We start from the raw sequence: 4,454 nt of genomic DNA on the forward strand, positions 1-4,454 counted from the left end.
GATCGCCGCCTGCGACGCCGCCGACCGCGAGGCGCTGGCACGGATCGTCGAGACGGTACCGCCGCACAGCCCGCTCCGCATGGTGGTGCACGCCGCCGGCCTCGTCGCCGACGGGCTCGCCCACGAGCTCACCGCCGAGCGGATCGACCCCGTCCTGCGCGCCAAGGTCGACGCCGCCGCCCACCTGGACGACCTCACCCACGGCCTCGGCCTCGACGCCTTCGTCGTCTTCTCCGCGCTCGCGGGCACCCTCGGCGGCGCCGGGCAGGCGTCCTACGCCGGAGCCAACGCCGCGTTGGACGCCCTCGTGCTCCGCCGCCGCGCCGCCGGTCTCCCCGCGCTGTCCCTCGCCTGGGGCCTCTGGGCGGAGGATGCCGGAATGGGCGGCCGGATCGGCGCCGCCGACCGGGCTCGGATGGCACGGAGCGGGGTCCTGCCGCTGTCCGCCGCGGACGGCTTGGCGCTCTTCGACGCCGCCCTCCACGCCGCCGACCCGGTGCTCGTCCCGGTCCGCCTCGACCACGCCGTCCTGCGCGCCCTCGGCGAGACCGCGCCGCCCGCGCTCCGCTCGTTCACCGGGCCGGTCCGCCGGCCCCGCTCCGAACACGCGGAGACCGGCGGCCTCGCCGCACGGCTGACCGCCCTTCCCCCGCATGAGCGCGACGCGCTGCTGCTGGCCCTCGTCCGCGAGCAGGCCGCCCTGGTCCTGGGCCACTCGGGCGCCGGCTCGATCGACGCCGACCGCCCCTTCCGCGACCTCGGCTTCGACTCCCTCACCGGCGTCGAACTGCGCAACCGCCTGCACCGGGCGTCCGGCCTGCGGCTGCCCGCGACCCTCGTCTTCGACCACCCGACCCCGGCGGCCCTCGCCGCCCGGCTCCGCACCGAACTCTTCGGTGACGCCGCCCCCGCCGAGACCTCCCCGGCCGGCTCCGCGTCCGACGAGCCCATCGCGATCATCGGCATGGCCTGCCGCTACGGCGGCGGCATCGCCTCCCCCGACGACCTGTGGCGCACCCTCACCGCCCGCGCCCACAACCTCGGCGGTTTCCCCGACGACCGCGGCTGGCCCGACCTCTACCACCCCGATCCCGACCATCCCGGCACCACCTACGCCCGCGGCGGCGGTTTCCTCACCGACGCGGCCGACTTCGACAACGGCTTCTTCGGCATCTCCCCGCGCGAGGCCCTCGCCATGGACCCCCAGCAGCGGCTCCTCCTGGAGACCACCTGGGAGACCCTGGAGAACGCCGGCCTCGACCCCGCCGCCCTGACGGGCACCGCCACCGGCGTCTTCGCGGGCGCCAGCGGCTCGTCCTACGGCCTGCGGGTCACCCGCCTGCCCGAGGAGGTCGGCGGCTATCTCGGGACGGGCACCTCGCCGAGCGTCATCTCCGGCCGGGTCTCCTACACCTTCGGGTTCGAGGGTCCGGCCGTCACGGTCGACACCGCCTGCTCCTCGTCCCTGGTGGCGATCCACCTCGCCGCGCAGGCTCTGCGGCGCGGCGAGTGCTCGCTCGCGCTGGCCAGCGGTGTCGCCGTGATGGCCGAACCCGACCCGTTCGTCGACTTCAGCCGCCAGCGCGGCCTCGCCGCCGACAGCCTCGTCAAGGCGTTCTCCGCCACCGCCGACGGCACCGCCTGGGGAGAGGGCGCCGGGGTCCTCCTCCTTGAACGGCTCTCGGACGCCCGCCGCAACGGCCACCGCGTCCTGGCGATCGTCAGGGGCTCGGCCGTCAACCAGGACGGCGCGTCCAACGGCCTCACCGCACCCAACGGGCCGTCGCAGCAGCGGGTGATCCGGGCGGCGCTCGCCGACGCGGGACTGGCACCGTCCGACGTGGACGCCGTCGAAGCACACGGAACCGGAACCCGCCTCGGCGACCCCATCGAGGCCCAAGCACTCATCGCCACCTACGGACAGAACCGCGAAACCCCACTGTGGCTCGGATCGGTGAAGTCGAACCTGGGCCACACCCAGGCCGCCGCCGGCGTCGCGGGCGTCATCAAAATGATCCTCGCGCTCCGGAACTCCGCGCTCCCCGCGACCCTGCACGTCACCGAGCCGACCCCGGAAGTCGACTGGGACGCCGGAGCCGTCGCCCTTCTCACCGAGGACCGGCCCTGGGAGCCGGGTGAACGGCCCCGCCGCGCCGGGATCTCCTCCTTCGGGATCAGCGGCACCAACGCCCACGTCATCATCGAGGAAGCACCCGCCACCGGCCCCGCCCCCCACGGGGACACCCCGGAATGGCCTGCGCCCTGGGTGCTCTCAGCCCGCAGCCCGGAGGCCCTGCGCGCCCAGGCCGCCCGCCTCCTGGACGCGCCCCCGGACGCCGCCCCCGCCGAGATCGCCTGGAACCTGGCGACGCGCCGCGCCGCCCACCCGCACCGCGCCGTGGTGCTCGGCGCCGACGCCGCCGAACGCACCGCCGCTCTGACCGCCCTGGCCCGGGGCGAGCAGTCCCCGTACGCGGTCACCGGCACCGCGAAACCCGCTCCCGGCCCGGTCTTCGCCTTCACCGGGCAGGGCTCCCAACACCAGGGCATGGGCTCCGGCCTCGCCGCCACCTTCCCCGTCTTCGCCCACGCCTACACCGAAGCCTGCACCGCCCTCGACCGCCACCTCGACCTACCACTACGCCAAGTCATCGACCACCACCCCGACCTCCTCACCACCACCCTCTACACCCAACCCGCCCTCTTCGCCCTCGAAACAGCCCTCTACCGCCTCGTCACCTGGCTCGGCATCACACCCTCACACCTCATCGGCCACTCCATCGGAGAGATCACCGCCGCCCACTGCGCCGGAATCCTCGACCTCGACGACGCCGCCCTCCTCATCACCACCCGCGCCCGCCTCATGAACTCCCTGCCCGAAGGCGGAGCCATGGCCGGGATCGCCGCCCCGGAGGACGAGGTCCGCCCCCTGCTCACCCCCGGCGTGACGATCGCCGCCGTCAACAGCCCGATCAGCACGGTCGTCGCGGGCGACACGGACGCCGTCACCGCCCTCGTCGCCCGCTTCCGCGAGACCGGGCGCGCCGACCGCCTCCTGCGGGTCTCCCACGCCTTCCACTCCCCCCGCATGGACCCGGTCCTCGAGGCCTTCCACGAGACCGCCGCCACCCTCACCTACCGGCCCGCCCAGATCCCGATCATCGCCGCCACCAACGGAACCGCCGACCACACCGACCCCGCCTACTGGACCGCCCACATCCGCGAACCCGTCGACTACCGCCACGCCGCCGAGTCCCTCGTCCCCGGCGCCGTCGTCGTCGAACTCGGCCCGGGCGCCACCCTCACCACCCTCCACGACCAGACCCGCCCCGACGGCGCCCATCTCTCCCTCCTCCGCCGCGACCACGACGAGACGACCGCCTTCCTCCGGGCCGCGGCCCGCCTGCACACCGCCGGGATCCCCTTCGACCTGGCGCGGCTCACCGGCACCGGCCACCCGCCCCTGGACCTGCCCGCCTACCCCTTCCAGCACCGCTCCTACTGGCTCGCCGACACCGCCCGCGGCCTCGCCCCGGTCAGTACCGTCGACCTGTCCGACGGCCAGGGCAGCGTCCTCACCACCGAGATCACCGACCCCGAGGCGGGGCCGTCCACCGTGCTGGAACTGGCCTTCCAGGCCGCCGCCCACACCGGCGCCGCGACCGTGGCCGCCCTTGACCTCGCCGCGCCCCTCGCCCCCGGCACCGTGCAGACCCGCGTCCACTCCCCCGGCCCGAACGGCGACCGCACGATCACCGTCTCCAGCCCGTCCGCCGACGGCTCCTGGGCGGTGCACGCCACCGGCACCCTCACCGACCGCATCCCCGCCGCCGCCGATCGCCCCGGTCCCACCACCGAGGGAGCCGAGGCCACCGTCCCCGACGGCTCCGCCCACCTCCTCCACCCCGGCCTGCTCGCCGACCTCAGCGCCGTCTCCTGGCGCGACGTCCGCCTGCACGCCGCGCACGCCGAACACCTCCGGATCCACCTCACCGAACTCCCCGCCGGCGGCTACGGCCTCTGGGCGGAGGATCCCTCGGGCGCCCCCGTCGTCACCGCCGCTTCCGTCACCGTCGGCCCCTGGACGCCCGCCGGCGGGACCCCCGCCGCCGATCTCCTCTACGACCTCACCTGGGAGCCCTTCGCCGCCGAGCCGGCCGGCGCCCCGCCGGTCGGCGCGGACCTGCCCGATCCCGGAGAGCCGGTGCCGGACCGGGTCTACCTGCGCCTCCCCGTGCCCGATACCGGCGCCCCCTCCGGCGACGCCCGCGCGGCCGCCGTCGCCGCCCTGGACGTGATCCGCCGCTGGCTCACCACCCCCGCCTACGACCAGGCCCTGCTGGTCCTGCTCACCCCCGACCCCGATCTTCCGGCCGCCGCGGCCGTCTGGGGCATGGTCCGCTCCGCCCAGGCCGAGAACCCCGGACGCCTCGCCGTGGCCTCCCCCCGCGCCG

At 75.6% G+C, this 4,454-nt stretch carries 1 protein-coding gene; it reads left to right on the plus strand.

The genetic code is table 11. The features are described from left to right. Positions 1-4,454: type I polyketide synthase (locus tag ABD327_RS32005; RefSeq protein ID WP_344456243.1), on the plus strand; the 4,454-nt coding region annotated here is incomplete at both ends.

It is taken from the genome of Actinocorallia aurantiaca (assembly GCF_039533685.1).
Taxonomy (GTDB): Bacteria; Actinomycetota; Actinomycetes; order Streptosporangiales; family Streptosporangiaceae; genus Actinocorallia; species Actinocorallia aurantiaca.